The organism is Streptomyces xanthophaeus (assembly GCF_000725805.1).
GTDB classification, from domain to species: domain Bacteria; phylum Actinomycetota; class Actinomycetes; order Streptomycetales; family Streptomycetaceae; genus Streptomyces; species Streptomyces xanthophaeus.
Genome location: NZ_KL647132.1, coordinates 1 through 16,018 on the forward strand (window position 1 = coordinate 1; position 16,018 = coordinate 16,018).

General features: G+C 71.9%; 15 protein-coding genes. 6 read left to right on the forward strand and 9 right to left on the reverse strand.

From position 1 onward, the window contains the following. Window positions 1-288: 288 nt before the first annotated feature. Complete coding sequence (locus IO30_RS0129360) at window positions 289-930, reverse strand: DNA-3-methyladenine glycosylase (RefSeq protein ID WP_031147907.1); 642 nt, start codon at window positions 928-930, stop codon at window positions 289-291. 118 nt (window positions 931-1,048) lie between these two features. On the opposite strand from IO30_RS0129360, the gene IO30_RS0129365 reads away from it, so the two are divergent. Next, window positions 1,049-1,831, forward strand: a complete 783-nt coding sequence (locus tag IO30_RS0129365) for a sporulation protein (protein ID WP_031147909.1) — start codon at window positions 1,049-1,051, stop codon at window positions 1,829-1,831. 109 nt (window positions 1,832-1,940) lie between these two features. Here the strand turns inward: IO30_RS0129365 and IO30_RS0129370 are convergent, their stop codons facing one another. Continuing rightward, on the reverse strand, window positions 1,941-5,387 hold the full coding sequence (locus IO30_RS0129370; protein ID WP_167347294.1) for a LamG-like jellyroll fold domain-containing protein: 3,447 nt from the start codon (window positions 5,385-5,387) through the stop codon (window positions 1,941-1,943). A 142-nt stretch (window positions 5,388-5,529) separates the two neighbouring features. On the opposite strand from IO30_RS0129370, the gene IO30_RS0129375 reads away from it, so the two are divergent. Together IO30_RS0129375 and IO30_RS0129380 are read left to right on the forward strand one after the other, a co-directional pair. Next, entirely contained in the window at window positions 5,530-6,063 is a 534-nt protein-coding gene (locus IO30_RS0129375) for a YbhB/YbcL family Raf kinase inhibitor-like protein (protein WP_031147913.1), read from the forward strand. 149 nt (window positions 6,064-6,212) lie between these two features. Next, window positions 6,213-6,716: an HNH endonuclease gene (locus IO30_RS0129380; protein WP_031147915.1), complete on the forward strand. Its 504-nt coding sequence runs from the start codon at window positions 6,213-6,215 to the stop codon at window positions 6,714-6,716. 95 nt (window positions 6,717-6,811) lie between these two features. On the opposite strand, the gene IO30_RS0129385 is transcribed toward IO30_RS0129380, so the two are convergent. The 4 genes from IO30_RS0129385 to IO30_RS0129400 all read right to left on the reverse strand — a co-directional run bounded on the left by IO30_RS0129385 (window position 6,812) and on the right by IO30_RS0129400 (window position 10,021). Continuing rightward, window positions 6,812-7,582 (reverse strand): sulfite exporter TauE/SafE family protein, encoded by a 771-nt coding sequence (locus IO30_RS0129385; RefSeq protein ID WP_031147917.1) that lies wholly within the window; start codon window positions 7,580-7,582, stop codon window positions 6,812-6,814. Between the two features lie 90 nt (window positions 7,583-7,672). Further along, complete coding sequence (locus IO30_RS0129390) at window positions 7,673-8,659, reverse strand: SPFH domain-containing protein (protein WP_031147919.1); 987 nt, start codon at window positions 8,657-8,659, stop codon at window positions 7,673-7,675. Window positions 8,660-8,743: 84 nt separating this feature from the next. Beyond that, window positions 8,744-9,172: an NfeD family protein gene (locus tag IO30_RS0129395; RefSeq protein WP_031147921.1), complete on the reverse strand. Its 429-nt coding sequence runs from the start codon at window positions 9,170-9,172 to the stop codon at window positions 8,744-8,746. A 54-nt stretch (window positions 9,173-9,226) separates the two neighbouring features. Continuing rightward, window positions 9,227-10,021 (reverse strand): ABC transporter ATP-binding protein, encoded by a 795-nt coding sequence (locus IO30_RS0129400; protein WP_031147923.1) that lies wholly within the window; start codon window positions 10,019-10,021, stop codon window positions 9,227-9,229. A 133-nt stretch (window positions 10,022-10,154) separates the two neighbouring features. Here IO30_RS0129400 and IO30_RS0129405 point away from each other — a divergent pair, with 133 nt between their 5' ends. Then, the gene (locus IO30_RS0129405) at window positions 10,155-10,940 is read left to right on the forward strand and encodes a hypothetical protein (RefSeq protein ID WP_031147925.1); all 786 of its coding nucleotides are present in this window, start codon (window positions 10,155-10,157) and stop codon (window positions 10,938-10,940) included. A gap of 780 nt (window positions 10,941-11,720) precedes the next feature. Here the strand turns inward: IO30_RS0129405 and IO30_RS0129415 are convergent. From IO30_RS0129415 to IO30_RS0129425, 3 genes are all read right to left on the reverse strand, one after another. Next, on the reverse strand, window positions 11,721-11,966 hold the full coding sequence (locus IO30_RS0129415; protein WP_031147927.1) for a chaplin: 246 nt from the start codon (window positions 11,964-11,966) through the stop codon (window positions 11,721-11,723). A 128-nt stretch (window positions 11,967-12,094) separates the two neighbouring features. Beyond that, on the reverse strand, window positions 12,095-12,739 hold the full coding sequence (locus IO30_RS0129420; protein ID WP_031147929.1) for a response regulator: 645 nt from the start codon (window positions 12,737-12,739) through the stop codon (window positions 12,095-12,097). Continuing rightward, window positions 12,732-13,877, reverse strand: coding sequence for a GAF domain-containing sensor histidine kinase (locus IO30_RS0129425; protein WP_031147931.1), 1,146 nt, complete (start codon window positions 13,875-13,877; stop codon window positions 12,732-12,734). The genes IO30_RS0129420 and IO30_RS0129425 overlap by 8 nt, the downstream gene beginning before the upstream one ends. Window positions 13,878-14,047: 170 nt before the next feature. Between IO30_RS0129425 and IO30_RS0129430 the strand changes: the two genes are divergently transcribed. Next, window positions 14,048-14,770 carry an SDR family NAD(P)-dependent oxidoreductase gene (locus IO30_RS0129430; protein WP_031147933.1) on the forward strand — a complete coding sequence of 241 codons (723 nt, stop codon included), beginning with the start codon at window positions 14,048-14,050 and terminating at the stop codon, window positions 14,768-14,770. Window positions 14,771-15,311: 541 nt separating this feature from the next. Beyond that, entirely contained in the window at window positions 15,312-16,010 is a 699-nt protein-coding gene (locus IO30_RS0129435) for a transglycosylase SLT domain-containing protein (RefSeq protein WP_031147935.1), read from the forward strand. The last annotated feature ends 8 nt before the right edge of the window (window positions 16,011-16,018 follow it).

Genomic DNA, 16,018 nt, shown 5'->3' on the forward strand with positions numbered 1-16,018 from the left:
CTTCGTTCTTCGTTTCCGACTCTATCAGACTCTTTCGTGTCCGATTCCCGGTCGAAGCGGGTTTCGCTTTCCAGGTTTCCGCTTTCGCGTTTCCCTTTCGGCGTGCCACCACATTAGCGCTTATCCCTTGCGACTCATAATCGAGGCACCGGGCGGGAATTCGGGCATGCCGAATAGGACCCCGCCAGGGGTAAGTCGTAGTGAGTGGTTTGGCCGCTCTGGGGGTCTGCTGACAGCAGTGCCCCGTTCAAGCGGCTCGGGCTACGTTAGGCGTCCCGCAAGGCCGAGTCAAGTTGAGCGGCGGCGCGGCGCGTGGGCCCGGTACGGGCTCACCGTCGGGTCGTGCGTGATCCAGAAACGGTAGGGATGGGCGGATCCCGCCCCGCCCACTCCGGTACGCGGGCCGTTGCTCACCAGGTCGGGCGAGGTCGGGGTGCCCGCCAGGAGGGAGAGGGCGGAATCCGGGCCGCCGCAGAGGTCCGTGCCGTCCAGGGAGCGGTCCACGGCCAGGGCGGTGGCCAGACGGGCCGGACCCTTGGCCAGTTCGCTGCGGTTTCTGGCCGAGAGACGACGTTTGGCTGCCAGGTCGGCACCCACCGTGACCTCGCCCGCGCGCAGCAGGACACCGCTCGCATGGTCCGCCGGGCCGCACACCAGGTTGAGGCTGAACCACATGCCGTAGATGAAGTAGACGTACGCGTGTCCGGGCGGCCCGAACATCGATGCGTTGCGGGCGGTGCGGCCCCGGTAGGCGTGGGAGCCCGGATCGGCCTCCCCCTCGTACGCCTCGACCTCCGTGATGCGCAGTTCGAGGGGGCCTTCCGCGGTGCGGCTGACCAGGGTGCGGCCGAGTAGATCCGGGGCCACGGTGAGGACCGGGCGGTCGTAGAAGGACCTGGGCAGGGGCGTACGGTCAGGGCGCGCGCTCATCCGGTCGAGCGTAGTGGAACGCGTAGACCTGCAACCGGGGCCTAATGTTCCGCGTTGGTAAGGGGTAGACGCGGCGTTGTCGCCAGATCCTTAGATCCGTAGCAGGGGAGTTTTGAGCATGGGGTTCAGGAAGCTGTTCGCGAGCCTGGGTGCCGGTGGTGCTTCGGTGGACACCGTCATCACCGAGCCGAACGTCGTGCCGGGCGGGATCGTCCAGGGCGAGGTCCGGATCCAGGGCGGGTCCGTGGACCAGCAGATCGAGGGGCTGTCCGTCGGGCTGCAGGCGCGGGTCGAGGTCGAGGGCGGTGACCAGGAGTACAAGCAGGACATCGTCTTCAACAAGCAGCGCCTCGGCGGTGCCTTCCAGGTGCAGGCCGGCGCGCTGCACGTGGTGCCCTTCGGTCTGGAGATCCCCGCGGAGACGCCGATCACCCACTTCGGGGGTCAGCACCTGCACGGGATGAACATCGGGGTGAGCACCGAGCTGGAGATCGCGCGCGCCGTGGACGCGGGCGACCTCGACTCGATCAACGTGCACCCGGTTCCGGCGCAGCAGGCGATCCTGGACGCCTTCCGCCAGCTGGGCTTCTCGTTCCGCAGTGCGGACATGGAGCGCGGTCACATCCGTGGGACGCGCCAGACGCTGCCCTTCTACCAGGAGATCGAGTTCGTGCCGCCGTCGCAGTACCGGGGGCTGAACCAGGTCGAGCTCACCTTCGTCTCGGACGGCCGTGAGATGGACGTGGTCCTGGAGATGGACAAGAAGCCGGGGCTGTTCAGCGAGGGCAGCGACACCTACCGCTGCTTCCAGGTGGGTCTGCAGTCGTACCAGGACACCGACTGGGCGGCGTACCTGAACCAGTGGATCGCCTCGGTGGGTTCCCAGCGCAACTGGCTGTGACCGGAGCGCGGCGTTGAAGAGGTGAAGAGGAATTGAAGAGGGGGCCGGGTCGCTTGCTGCGACCCGGCCCCCTCTGTGCTGCGGTCCCCCGTGCGGCGGCTGTGTGCGGTTACATGCGGGCGTAGCTGCCTTCGGCGAGGGTGTCGAAGGGCAGGTGGACGACCGGGAGGGCCGCGGGAGCGGTGTTCGTGTCCCAGAGGGCCTTGATCTCGGCCGGGCCGAGTGCCGAGCGGTGGATGCGGAACTCGTCCAGGGAGCCCTGGAGGTGCTGCCGGCCGTCGGGGCGGGAGCCGAGCAGGAAGCCCGTCACCTGGTGGGCGTCACCGCGGGTGAGGCTCCCGGTGACGGGGGCGGTCTGCCGGTGCACGCCGTCCACGTACAGCTTGAGCGCGTTGCCCTCGCGGGTCAGGGCGACGTGGTGCCAGCCCGCTCCCGGTGCGTCGACGGACAGGGTGGCCTCGGCCGCGTCGGTCTGCACGTAGGCGGTGATCTTCTTCTGGCCGTTGACGTTCTCGGTGCGCAGGCGCAGCTGGCGTTCGGCGGCGCCGTTGCCGTAGGCCCAGGCGATGGTCTGGGAGTCGGTGGCTTCGGGGGCGTGGCTGAAGAGCGTCGCCACGGTGAAGTCGCCGGCGCCGAGGGCTTCGGCGTGGCCGTAAGGGAGGGTGACGGCGCCGTCGGCGCCGAGTTTCAGGGCCTTGCCGAACGGGCTGCCGGAGGGGCTGCCCGTGGGGGTCCTGCCGTCGTGGGTGGAGGCGTCGCGGACGTACGCGTGGTTGTGGTGGCGCGAGCTGTCCGGGGTGGACTGCTGGGTGGGGGCGGCCGGGGGCCGCATGACCTCGTGGATCTGGGTGTTGCCCTCCTCCATGGACCAGCGGAGCTTGATCCCTTCCTTGGGGTTCGGGCCGCCGACCGGGTACATGGCCTTGATCTGCTGCTCGGTCAGGGCGTTTCCGTAGAGCCGTACGTCGTCGAGGAGGCCGTCGAGGACGTGCGTGGCCGGCTTGCCCGGGAGGGTGGGGTGTTCCTGGGAGCCCGCGCGCAGCCCGAAGGGTGCGGTGGCGTCGGAGGTGAAGGAACCCGTGAGGGCCGTGGGGGTGGAGAGGACCGCGTCGACCCCGAGGGAGAAGGTGTCGCCGGAGCGGGTGAGGGTGAGCAGGTGCCAGGGCTTCGCGGGGTCGAGGGCGGGGAGGTCGCGCTGCTGCTGCACCGGCGGGCCGGTGACGGTCTTCGCCGAGGCGAGGACGTGGTGCTGCTGCCTGACCGGGTCCCATTCGACGGTGGCCCGCAGGTGCGGGGCGGTGGTGCTGCTTCCGTACGCCGTGAGCAGGGTCTGGGGCGTGGTGGCCTGTCGCGAGGCCTGGAACCACAGCGAATAGGTGAAGTCCCGGTCGGCGATGTCGAGGCTGGGCGTGAAGGGGACCTGGACGCCCTGGACGCCCTTGCCCTTCTCGGTGGCGGCTGCGTCGGGGTTCGCGGTGATCTTCAGGGCGGAGCCGTCGACGCGGCCGGTGACCTTCGTGGGGTGACGCAGGTACGTGTCGTTGACGAGGGTGCCGTCGGCGCCGTTGCCGGAGACGTCGTCGACGATCGAGACGGGAGTGGTCACGGGCGCGTCGGTCAGGTCGACGGCCTGGAAGGGAAGGCGGACGGCGGGTGCGGGGTCCTGGGGGGTGCCGAGGGCGTCCTTGGTCCGCAGCGCCGTGGCCTGCGCCTCGGTCAGGGCCGAGCGGTAGAGGCGGAACTCGTCCAGGGCGCCCTTGAAGGTCTCGGTGGTGACGCCGGGGCGGGCGCCGAGGCGGATGCCGTCGAAGCCGGTCCTGGCGGGGCCGGTGACGGTTCCGGTGACCTGGCGCTGGGTGGTCCCCCTGACGCCGTCGACGCGGAGTTCGACGGCGTTGCCGCGGCGGATCAGCGTGAGGTGGTGCGGCTTGCCGTCGCTGAAGGCGGCGGCCGTCTTGGGGTCGGCCGGTTTCACCTCGGCCTCGGCACTGCCGCCGGAGCCTTCGGCCCAGGCCCAGATGCGGTTCTTGGCGGGGTCGGCCCGGATCCAGACCTGTGGTGTGCCCGCGCCCATGCCGTAGGCCCACAGCAGGGTCCGGCGGTCGGCCTCGGTGCCCGTGGGGAGGGGGCCGTACTGGAAGTGCAGGGACATGGTGAAGTCTCCGCTGCCCGGGTCGAGCGAGCGGGTGTACGGGAGTTCCGCGTGGTCGCCGTCCGCAGCGAGGCGCAGGGCGCGCCCGTCGGGGGCGGCCGGGTCGAGCGCGGCGGCTCCGGCCAGGTGGGCGTCGTTGGCCTGGGGGGTGGTGTCGGGGGTGGTGCGTCCGGTGGGCGGTGCCGTGAACGGGGGCGGGGCGGGGAGCGTGGTGCCGGCCGGCAGGCCGAGCGTCCTGGGGTCGAGCGAGCGGAAGTAGATGTGGGCGGCCGACCAGTCGCCCTGTTCCCGGGAGGTGGGCGCGGGCTTGCCGCCTTCGTACACGAGGGCGATGCGGCCGTTGTCGAGTTCGGCGAGGTCGGAGTAGCCGGCCGGGCCGGTCTTGAGGGTGGGGCCGGCGGTCCAGGTGACGCCCTTGTCGAGGGAGTGGTGGACCTTCAGGTTCGCCCGGTCGTCGGGGTTGGTGGCGGTGCCGGTGGGTGAGGTGAGGAGCATGAGGTCGCGGGGCCGCGCGGTGTAGGTGCGGCGCAGGGTGAGGACGGAGGCCTGGACGTTGGGGGTCTTCAGGCCGGTCTGGGCGTGGGCGGGCACCGTGGCGCCGCCCTCCTTGCTGGTGGCGTGGGTCCGGTTGGCGCCCTCGGTCTCGTTGCGGGCGCCGATGTAGACGTCCCCGCCGGGCAGTTCCGCGACGGCGGGCTCTCCGGGCTTCGCCGTGGCGGGCGGGGTCAGGGCGGTGTCGACGGCCTGCCAGGGGCCGCCCGGGTCCTTGTAGAGGAAGCCGGTGCGGCGGCCCGTCTTGCCGAAGTTCTCGTAGGCGCCGACGACGAGGCGGCCCTGGTGCGGGCCCTCGGTCAGCTGGATTCCGTGGGAGGGGCCGGTGCCGAACCAGTCCTTGCCCTTGCCGTCGCCGAAGCGGGGCAGGGGCTCCGGGGCCGAGAAGCCGAGGCCGTCGTCGGTGCTGGTCTGGACGTGGGCCGTGCGGACGTCGTTGTGGACAGGTATCGCCTGTTCCGCGGTGGACAGCAGGTGGATGGTGCCGTCGCCGGTCTCGTCGACGACCGGCGAGGGGTTGCCGCGGGTGTGGGGGGCGTCGGGGTCGGTCCCGTTTCCGGAGGTGACGGTGCGAACGGGGCTCCAGGTGCGGCCGTCGTCGGTGGAGCGGCGTACGACGATGTCGATGTCGCCGCGGTCGGCGCAGGAGGGCGAGGTCCGGGCCTCGGCGAAGGCCAGGAGGCTGCCCGCCTTGGTCCGGACGACGGTGGGTATGCGGAAGCAGCCGTATCCGGCGGTGCCGGAGCGGAAGAGGACCTGCCCGTTGTCGGAGGGTTCGGTTCCGGCTGCCCCGGCCGGGAGTGGGGCGAGCAGGCTGCCCGCGCAGGCCAGCATTGTCGCGGTGATCAGCACGCGACCAGAGAATGATCTTCGCATTCGGAGACGGTAAACCACGGCCGCGGAGCCCGGACACCCCGCGGGCCCGGCCGGATCGGCACGGCACCCCCTAAGCTCCGGGGCGGACGTTTTCCGATCACATCAGGAGGTCTCCGTCGTGTCCGAGCTCAAAAGGCCGCCGCTCCCCCACGATTTCCATCCCGAGGTGCACGGCTTCACCGTGACGAGCGCCGATCTGGCCCCGGGCGCGGACCTGGGCGACGCCCAGGTGAAGTCGGGCGGCGACCTCTCGCCGCAGCTGCGGTGGGAGGGGTTCCCGGAGGGGACGAAGAGCTTCGCCGTGACGTGCTTCGACCCGGACGCGCCGACGGGCAGCGGGTTCTGGCACTGGGTCCTGTTCGACCTGCCGGTGTCCGTCACCGAGCTGCCGGCCGGGGCGGGTGGCGGGGCGTTCGAGGGACTGCCCGCCGGAGCCGTGCACGTGCGCAACGACTACGGGACGAAGGACTTCGGCGGGGCGGCGCCGCCGGCCGGGGAGCGGCACCGGTACGTGTTCACGGTGTACGCGGTGGACACGGAGAAGCTCGGTCCGGACGACGAGGCCTCCCCCGCGGTCATCGGCTTCAACCTGCGGTTCCACACGCTCGGTCGGGCCCACCTGATCGGTGAGTACGAGGCTCCTGTCGGCTGATCGTTCGCAGAGCGTTTGCCCGGTCCTGGTCTAAAGACGTCCAGGACCGGGCATTTTTAATGCGTTGTCCCGCGTGGCGCGCGCGACCAGAGTGGTTGCGGGCCCTGCCGCCAGGGTGGTCGCGGGCCTGCACACGGGAGGTGGGCGAGATGCGGGACACGCTGGTGCTGAATGCGAGCTTCGAGCCGCTGTCGACGGTGACCCTGAACCGGGCCGTGGTCCTGGTGCTCCAGGACAAGGCCGTGGTCGAACAGTCGCATCCCGAGCTGCGTGTGCGAGCGGCCACCATGGAGCTGCCGATGCCCCGGGTGATCAGACTCTGCCGGTACGTCCGGGTGCCCTTCCGAAGACATGCTCCCTGGTCACGGAGGGGGGTGCTGGTCCGGGACCAGCACCGGTGCGCGTACTGCGGGAAGCGCGCGACGACCGTGGACCACGTCCTTCCGCGGGCCCAGGGGGGTGGGGACACCTGGCTGAACACGGTGGCCTCCTGCGCCGAGGACAACCACCGCAAGGCGGCCCGGACTCCGGAGGAGGCGGGGATGCCGCTCCTGCGGAAGCCCTTCGTACCGTCTCCGGCGGATGCCATGCTGCTCGCCCTCGGGGCGGCCGGGCGGGACGTGCTGCCGGAGTGGCTGGAGCGCTCGGCCTAGTCCGGACGCGGTCCTGATGCCCTGCCCGGACGGTGTGTCTGCCCCGTCCGGGCTCTTGTACGGCCCCGCTGGGCGGCGTATCTCTTCTACGTCGCTCAGCGGACCAGCAGCTGGACGATCGCCAGGACTCCGACCACCACGATGACCGCGCGCAGGGCGGTGGGCGGGAGGCGGCGGCCGACCTTGGCGCCGATCTGGCCGCCGATGGTGGATCCGACGGCGATGAGCAGGACGGCCGTCCAGTCGAACTCCGCGACGAAGAGGAAGACGACGGCCGCGATGCCGTTCACCATCGCGGCGATGACGTTCTTCGCCGCGTTGATGCGTTGCAGGTCGTCACGGAGCAACAGGCCCATCAGGCCGACGTAGAGCACGCCCTGGGCGGCCCCGAAGTAGCCTCCGTAGGCGCTGGAGAGCAGCATGCCGCCGAGCAGCACCGGCCCGCCGTCGGGGTGGCCGGGGTCCTTGCCGGCCGCGTCCTGACGGCGGCGCAGGGCCTTGGCGAGGCGGGGCTGCAGGATGACGAGCACGAGGGCGATGCCGATGAGGACGGGCACGATCGTGTCGAAGGAGTCGGACGGCAGCGTGAGGAGCAGGACCGCGCCCGCGAACCCGCCGACGAGGGAGACGGCGCCCAGGCGCATGATGCGGGCGCGCTGGCCCTGGAGCTCCTTGCGGTAGCCGATGGCTCCGCTGATGGAACCGGGCACCAGGCCGAGGGTGTTGGACACGTTGGCGGTGACCGGGGGCAGGCCGGTGGCGAGCAGCACCGGGAAGGTGATGAGCGTGCCGGAGCCGACGATGGTGTTGATGGTGCCCGCGCCGATGCCGGCGGCGAAGACCGCGAGTGATTCCCAGATGGACATGGGCTGGGCCATCCCCTTCGCATGAGTGGGTCGCCTCCCCGCCATGAAGGTCGAGGGGCCTCACTGATCATGCAGCAGGGGCGGCCGGGCTCAGTCGATGGGGGGCTGCTCGCGGCGGTCGGCCGAGTCCTTGTCGCGGGCGGCGGGGATGCCGCCGCCGTCCTTGCCGGAGTTCTGCGGGTTGAAGCCGGAACCTCCGCCCATGGGGCCGAAGTTGCCCATCGCCCCGGAGAGGCCCTTGAGGGCGTCGCCGATCTCGCTCGGCACGATCCAGAGCTTGTTGGCGTCGCCTTCGGCGATCTTCGGGAGCATCTGGAGGTACTGGTAGGCGAGGAGCTTCTGGTCGGCGTCACCGGCGTGGATGGACTCGAAGACCGTGCGGATGGCCTGGGCTTCACCCTCGGCGCGCAGGGCCGCGGCCTTGGCGTCACCTTCGGCCCGCAGGATCGAGGACTGCTTCTCGCCCTCGGCGCGCAGGATCTCGGACTGCCGGACACCTTCGGCCTGGAGGATCGCGGCGCGCTTGTCGCGGTCGGCGCGCATCTGCTTCTCCATCGAGTCCTGGATGGAGGTCGGCGGCTCGATGGCCTTGAGCTCGACGCGGTTGACGCGGATGCCCCACTTGCCGGTGGCCTCGTCGAGGACGCCGCGCAGGGCCGCGTTGATCTCCTCGCGGGAGGTCAGGGTCCGTTCCAGGTCCATGCCGCCGATGATGTTGCGGAGCGTGGTGACGGTGAGCTGTTCGATGGCCTGGATGTAGCTGGCCACTTCGTAGGTCGCGGCGCGGGCGTCGGTCACCTGGTAGTAGATGACGGTGTCGATGTTGACGACGAGATTGTCCTGGGTGATCACCGGCTGCGGCGGGAAGGGGACGACCTGCTCGCGGAGGTCGATCCGGTTGCGGATCGAGTCGATGAACGGGACGACGATGTTGAGGCCCGCGTTGAGGGTGCGGGTGTAGCGGCCGAAGCGCTCGACGATGGCGGCGCTGGCCTGCGGGATCACCTGGATCGTCTTGACCAGTGCGATGAAGACCAGAACCACCAGAATGATCAGGACGATGATGATCGGTTGCATGCGGTTCCCCGTGCCCTTCCGGCTGTCTGTGCTGCCCCGTTGAACGGAGTCTCGCAGACCCGGGGGCTGCGAGCAGGCTGCTTGTCACATGACGACGGCGGTCGCTCCGTCGATCTCCACGACGTCCACGGACTGGCCCGGTTCGAAACTGGTGTCCGCGTCGAGGGTGCGCGCCGACCAGATCTCGCCGGCCAGCTTGATGCGGCCGCCGCTGCCGTCGACGCGTTCGAGGACGACGGCGCTCCTGCCTCTCAACGCGTCGATTCCGCTGCGGTGTTGGGGTCGTTGCTCCCGGTGCCGGTTGGCGATCGGCCGGACGACGGCGATCAGCGCGACCGAGACGATCACGAAGACGAGGACCTGTGCCACCACTCCCCCGCCGAGGGCGGCCGTGACGGCGGCCAGCGCCGCTCCGGCCGCGAACATGCCGAACTCCGGCATCGCGGTGAGCACGAGGGGAATGCCCAGTCCGACCGCGCCGATCAGCCACCACACCCATGCGTCGATGTCCACATGGTCATGGTAGGTCGGTGGGGCGCGGTCCGGACAGGGTGCGGGGGCTTCGTCCTACCGCAGGGGGAGGCCCTGCGCGGTCCAGCGGTCGTTCCCGTTGCGTTCGACGACCAGCGGGAGGCCGAAGCACAACGAGAGGTTGCGCGAGGTGAGTTCGAGGTCGATCGGTCCGGCGGCGACGACCTTGCCCTGACGGATCATCAGGACGTGGGTGAAGCCGGGGGCGATCTCCTCGACGTGGTGCGTGACCATCACCATCGACGGGGCGAGCGGGTCGCTGGCGAGGCGGCCGAGGCGGCGTACGAGGTCCTCGCGGCCGCCGAGGTCCAGGCCGGCGGCGGGCTCGTCGAGGAGCAGCAGCTCGGGGTCGGTCATCAGGGCGCGGGCGATCAGCGTGCGCTTGCGCTCGCCCTCGGAGAGGGTGCCGAACTTGCGGTCGAGGTAGTCGCTCATGCCGAGGCGGTCGAGGAAGGCGCGGGCGCGCAGCTCGTCGACCTCCTCGTACTGCTCCTGCCAGGTCGCCGTCATGCCGTATGCGGCGGTCAGGACGGTCTGCAGGACGGTCTGCCTCTTGGGGAGCTTGTCGGCCATCGCGATGCCGGCGACACCGATGCGGGGGCGCAGCTCGAAGACGTCCACCCGGCCGAGGGTGCTGCCGAGGATGGTGGCAGTGCCCTTGGTGGGGAAGAGGTAGCTGGAGGCGAGGTTCAGCAGGGTGGTCTTGCCGGCGCCGTTGGGGCCGAGGATCACCCAGCGCTCGCCCTCCTTGACCGACCAGGAGACCTGGTCCACCAGAGCCCGGCCCTCGCGGACCACGGATACGTCCACCAGCTCCAGAACATCGCTCATGAGCGTGTTGTCACCCCTTGCAGTCACGGTTCTCTGTGCGCCGGCAGGCGCAGCCCCAGGGGAAAACCTACGCCACTCGGGGAGGGGTCCGGGGCCGGGGCCCGGCGCCGGGCCGGATCCGTAAAGTAGGGGGATGCTTTTCGAACCACGTTCAGGGCGGCTGGCCGCCTGGGGGAACGCACTGCTGGCCGGTCTGGTCTCGCCCGACGAGGCCGTGACGTCGATCGTGGGCGAGGACTCCGTGCACCGGGTCCTGGGGCTGCCGGGGGAAGCGGGGCCCGTGGGGCTCACGCTGGCCCTGGGGCGGATGCGGGCGCTGGGGGTCACCGGTCTGCGGGTGGCCCTGCCGGCGCCGGGGCACCCGCTGGGGCTGAGCGGGCCGCCGGAGTTCAACGCGCGGGCGCTGGAGGCCGAGGAGGCGGTCGTGTGCACGGGGGCCGCGCTGGGTCTCGTACCCGAGGTCGAGGAGGTGGGGCCCGCGGGTGATCTGCACGTGTCGGTGACCTGGCACTGCCTACCGGTACGGGAGGCGCCGCCGGCGGACGTGCCCTCGCTCGGCGAGGCGGAACGGGAGCTGGCGGAGGCGCTGCGCGAGGCCACCGTGCTGCTGACGCAGCTGGACGTGGCGGGCTCCGGTCCGGTGGCGGAGGCCGCGCTGTCGGCGTACCGGGCGCGGGCGGAGGCGGGGCGCGAGGTGCTGGCGCCCGGATATCCGCCGCGGGCGGTACGGGTGCTGTCGCTGGCGCAGCGGGTGGACCTGCTGGTGTCGCTGGCGTACGAGAACGGGCCGGGCGGTGCGGTGGCCGCCTCGGAGATGGCGGCGCGGACGGAGGCCCTGCGTCCGGTGGAACGCGTGGCGCGGCGGGCGCTGGTCGCGGCGTACAACGCGGCGGTCGAGGAACGCGAGCGGGACCGGTAGCCCGCCGGTCGGCTGCCGCCGGGGCCGCCGGGGCCGCCGGGGCCGCGAGCGGCTTGTGGCCGATCGGTGGCCGCCGCATCGTCGGGCATCCGGCGGGGCGTCGGGCATCCGACGAGGCTTCGGGCGGGCGGCCGCCGGTCGGGGGGCGGCAGGACTTCGGGCTGCCCCCGGGGCTTTGCGGGTCCGCCGGGGCGTCGGGGTGCCGCCGGGGCTTGGGCGAGCGGCGCGGCCTCGGGGGTCTGCCCGGCATCACGCCAGCCGGGCGGGGGCGGGGTTACTGCCGGCCGATCGCGGGCGCCGGGCATCAGCGTCCGCCGGGGCGTCGGGGTGGCCGCCTAGGGTCTCGGGCATCCGTCGAGGCTTCGGGGGGGGGCGGCGGGGCTTCGGGCTGCCGCCGGGGTTCTGCGGGTCCGCCGGGCGGGGGCATCGGGTGGCTTCCGGCCGATCGCGGGCGCCCGGGCGTCGGGGTGGCCGTCGAGGGGCTCGGATGTCGCGCGCCCCGGGACAGCAGGCATCCGTCGAGCTTCGGGCGGGCGGCGGGCGCCCTGGCGTCGGTGTCATCCGGGGCGTCGGGTGGCCGCCGAGGGGCTCGGGGGTCCGGCGAGGCTCGGGCGGCGGGGGGCCCGCCGGTCGGGGGGCGGGTGTGCAGCGGCCCCGGTTCCCGGGGAGTGGAGGGAAGCGGGGCCGGTGGCGTCCACGCCGCTCCGCGGGCCGCGGTCACCCGCCGGACGGATTCCGGCGCGGCGGTGCGGGGCCCGCGCAGCGGTTCGCGGGGTTCGGTCAGGCGTTCACGCCGGTGTTGCCGAAGGCGCCGTTCAGCAGGCCGATCACGTTGACCGTGTTGCCGACCGCGTTCACCGGGACGTGCACGGGGACCTGGAGCAGGTTCCCGGAGGCCACGCCGGGCGAGTTCAGGGCCTCGCCCTCCGCCGACGCACCGCCGTGCGCCGAGGAGACACCGGCGCCGGCGGCGAGGAGGCCACCCGCGATCATGGTGACGGCAGCGGCCTTCTTGAAGTTCTTCACGTTCTCGTCCTCCAGTACGTCTGCCGCGACCAGCCGTCGCGGCACGCCATGGAGAACGGCCGCACCGCCTCGGGGATACGCCATGTGGGCGACATTCCCCCGACGGTATGAATCTCATTCCGGTCGGTTCATTCCGCCAATCCGTGCCTGACCGCCCACAACGCGGCCTGCGTGCGGTCCGCGAGGTCCAGTTTCATCAGGATGTTCGAGACGTGCGTCTTGACCGTCTTCTCGGACAGGACGAGCGCCCGGGCGATCTCGCGGTTCGAACGGCCGTCCGCGATGAGGGCGAGCACCTCCCGCTCCCGGTCGGTCAGCGAGCCGCTGCGGCCCGGCGGGGTGCTCCGGTCGTCCTGGGCGAGCAGCGCCTCCGCGACCTCCGGCTGAAGGAGGACGTGGCCCGCGTGGACGGACCGGATGGCCCCGGCCAGGGCATCGGGGTCGATGTCCTTGTAGACGTATCCGGCGGCGCCGGCCCGCAGGGCCGGGACCACGGTGCGCTGCTCGGTGAAGCTGGTGACGATGAGGACCCGCGCGGGGTTCGCCAGCTCGCGCAGCCGGCGCAGCGCCTCGATGCCGTCGGTGCCCGGCATCTTGATGTCCATGAGGATCACGTCGGGCCGCAGTTCCTCGGCGCGGGCGATGCCCTCCTCGCCGTCGGAGGCCTCGCCGACCACCTCGATGTCGTCCTGGACCTCCAGGAAGGTGCGCAGGCCGCGCCGGACCACCTGGTGGTCGTCGACCAGCAGGACGCGGACGGGGGTGTCAGCCACCCGGTACCTCCATCTCGATCGTGGTGCCCCTGCCGGGCTCCGAGTGCACCTCCAGCCGGCCTCCGACGCCGCCCGCGCGGTCCCGCATGGAGACCAGTCCGAGGTGGCGGCCGGCCCGGCGGACCGTGCGGGGGTCGAAGCCCCGGCCGGGGTCGGTGACCTTCAGTACCGCTCCCCCGCCGCGCGTCCGGGCCAGTGTGACCTCGACGCGGTCCGCACCGGAGTGGCGCAGGGCGTTGTGGAGGGCCTCCTGGGCGACGCGGAGCAGCGCTTCCTCCTGGGCCGCGGGGAGGGCCCGTACGCCGTCACAGATGAAGGTGACGTGTGCGCCGTGGGCGCGGTCGAGCACCTGGACGTGGGTGCGCAGGGTGGCGACGAGGCCGTCCTCGTCGAGTGCGGCCGGGCGGAGCTCGGTGACCGCCGCCCGCAGTTCGTCGGCCGCCTCCGCCGCGAGGACGGAGACCTGCTGGAGCTCGTCCTTGGCGCGGGCCGGGTCGCGGTCGACGAGCGCCGCGGCGGCCTGGGCGGTGAGGCGGAGGGAGAAGAGCTTCTGGCTGACGGCGTCGTGCAGCTCGTGGGCGAGGCGGGAGCGCTCCTCGGCGATGGTGAGCTCGCGGCTGCGCTCGTAGAGCCGGGCGTTCGTCAGGGCGAGCGCCGCGTGCTGGGCGAGGAGGTCCAGGAGCTCCTCGTCCTCCTCGGTGAATCCGCAGCCGGCCCCGGGGGCCGGGCAGCGCTTGTTGGCGAGGAAGAGGGCGCCGAGGGTCTCCTCGCCGTCCCGGATCGGGAGGCCGAGGAAGTCGGACATGTCCGGGTGGGCGGCGGGCCAGCCCTCGAAGCGCGGGTCCTTGCGTACGTCGGCCAGCCGCTCGGCGCCGTCCTGGTGGAGCATCGCGGCGAGGATGCCGTGCTGGCGGGGCAGCGGGCCGATGCGGCGCCACTGCTCCTCGCTGATGCCGTCGACGACGAACTGGGCGAAGCCCCCGTGGTCGTCGGGGACGCCCAGGGCCGCGTACTCGGCGTCCAGCAGCTCGCGGGCCGAGACGACGATCGTGCGCAGGACGTCACGGACCTCCAGTCGGCGGCTCATGGCGAGCAGCGCGGTGCTGACGGCGGCCAGGCCGCTGCGGGGTCGGTGCATGGGGCTCACGGTACCCGCGGGAGTGATCATCGGGATCGGGCCGCGGACGTAGGTCCGGACGTAGGCCGAAGGGCCCGCCCGGGCCGGGTCCGGCGGCCGAGGCGGCGGCGCGGGCCGCGTTCCTAGGTTGGGGGCATCTGGCGGGCGGTGCGGAAGGCAGGGGTGCGGGCATGACGGTGGCGATGGTGACGGGAGCCTCCCGCGGGCTGGGGCGGGCGCTGGCCGGTGAGCTGGCGGGGCGCGGCTGGGACCTCGTCCTGGGTGCGCGGGGCGGGCCGGCCCTGGAGGAGACGGCCCGGTCCGCGCGGGCGGCGGGAGTCCGGGTCCGGGCCGTGGCGGGGGACGTGTCCTCGGCGGGGTACCGGACTGCCCTGGTGGACGCGGCGCGGGAGCTGGGCGGGCTGGACCTGCTGCTGAACAACGCGGCGGTGCTGGGGGCCGAGCCGCTGGTGCCGCTGGCGGTGCACGCGCTGGACGGGCTGCGCGAGGCCTTCGAGATCAACGTGGTGGGGCCGCTGGGGCTGGTTCAGGAGGGGCTGCCGCTGCTGCGGGCCGCGGAGGCGGGGGCCGTGCTGAACATCAGCTCGGCCGCGGCGGTGGTGGCGTACGAGACCTGGGGGGCGTACGGGGCGACGAAGGCGGCGGGGGACCTGATGTCGGCGGTGCTCGCGGTGGAGGAGCCGGGGCTGCGGGTGTGGTGGGCGGATCCGGGTTCGATGCGGACGCGGATGATGGCGGCGGCCGAGCCGGAGGAGGAGCTGGCCTCGCTGCCGACACCGGAGGAGGTGGCCCCGGCGTTGCTGCGACTGGTGGCAGGCCGCCTGCCGAGCGGCCGGTACACGGCCGCGGGCCTGGGCCTGGGCCTGGGCCGGACCGTGACCGGTCCGGTCTGACGGATGCGCCGACGGCCGGGGCGGGGGTGGAGCCGGGGTGGCGGGGAGCGGGCTCCGGCCGGTGCAGAAAGCAGGACCGTATATAACGGACAAACCGGGAGCACTCTCGGCCCGGATGCCGACTGCAGCGTGTCGGCGTACGCCCTGGGTATGCGGGAGCGGTGCCCCGGGGCTGCCTGTGGGACGAGCGCGGGGGCCTCCGCGTACTACTCAAGGATGAGGACGGTGACGGAGTGCGTTGCTTCAGCAACGCACGGTCAAACCGTTACGTGCCCGATGTGAGCCCGCACATAGGACGCACATCACTTACGAAGGTACCTAGTGGACAAATAAAGGTCCCGTGAACACGGGCGGGCGTAGCGCCGAGGCCGGAAAACCGGCCTCGGCGCCGGTGCGTGATCCACTAAGCAGCATCGTAGGTCACACCTTTGCCAGGCGATTTTGCCGCCGCTAAGAATTGCTCCCGTCGCACAGCGCCGCGGATCCCGGATCCCAGCGGCGCCTTCCTGCGGCCCCCGCTATTCGAAGAGGTTGCCCCGCCATGTCTGCTTCCAGCACTCCCGGTCACAGTCGTCTGACGAAGGCACACAAGCTGTCCATCGCCGGCGTTGCCACGCTCGGTGCCGCCGCCGTCGCCTTCTCCCTCGTTCCGGCCGGCGCCGTCGAGGCCCAGACGGTCGCCGTAGCCCCCGTCGCCTGGTCCCAGGCCGTCGACGGCGCGCAGGTGAAGGCCATGCAGGGCCACCTCTCCGCACAGCAGGTCATAGTCGACGCCAACGCGAAGGCCGCTGCCAAGGCCAAGGCCGAGGCGGACGCCAAGGCGAAGGCCGCCGCGAAGGCCAAGGCCGAGGCCGCCGCGAAGAAGGACCGCGAGCAGAAGCAGGCCGCGAGCCGCTCCGCCGCCCGCACCCCCGTCTTCGCGAACAACCTTGACGGCTGGATCAAGGAAGCCCTCTTCATCATGAAGAAGGAAGGCATTCCGGGCACCTACGCCGGAATCCACAAGAACATCATGCGCGAGTCCAGCGGCAACCCGATGGCGATCAACAACTGGGACATCAACGCCCAGAACGGCATCCCCAGCAAGGGTCTGCTCCAGGTCATCCTCCCGACCTTCAAGACGTACCACGTCAAGGGCACCAAGTTCGACCAGTACGACCCGGTCGCGAACATCGTCGCCGCCTGCAACTACGCGGCCGACCGCTACGGCTCGATGGACAACGTCAACAGCGCCTACTAGGCCACTGG